This is a genomic window from Rhodococcus sp. BP22 (genome assembly GCF_014281965.1).
In the GTDB taxonomy this organism is placed as follows: Bacteria; Actinomycetota; Actinomycetes; order Mycobacteriales; family Mycobacteriaceae; genus Rhodococcoides.
On the sequence record NZ_JACFTB010000030.1, the window covers coordinates 1 to 321 of the forward strand.

The 321-nt window shown below is 61.1% G+C and carries 1 protein-coding gene; it reads left to right on the forward strand.

The window, feature by feature from the left end:
• Positions 1-321, forward strand: a 321-nt coding sequence (locus H2510_RS20570) for a phosphopantetheine-binding protein (RefSeq protein ID WP_186630130.1), incomplete at both ends; no start/stop codon positions are given.

Genomic DNA, 321 nt, shown 5'->3' on the forward strand with positions numbered 1-321 from the left:
TCCCAGAATTGCCCAGTGCCGGCAGCGGACGTACACCTCGCAACGAGACAGAAGTAGCCATCGCCAGGGTCTTCGCAGAAGTGCTCGGTGCCGAAGCTATCGGCCTCGACGAAAGCTTCTTCGATCTCGGCGGCGATTCACTCAGCGCCACACGAGTGACGGCCCGCGTCAATGCTGCGCTGGGCTCGAACATCAGTGTTCGTATGTTGTTCGAATCACCTACCGTCGCAACGCTTTCCACTCGCACGACGGATAGCGCCGTCGACAGTCCGCGCCCGATCTTGGGTGTGGTGGAGCGTCCGTCGGTGATTCCGTTGTCGC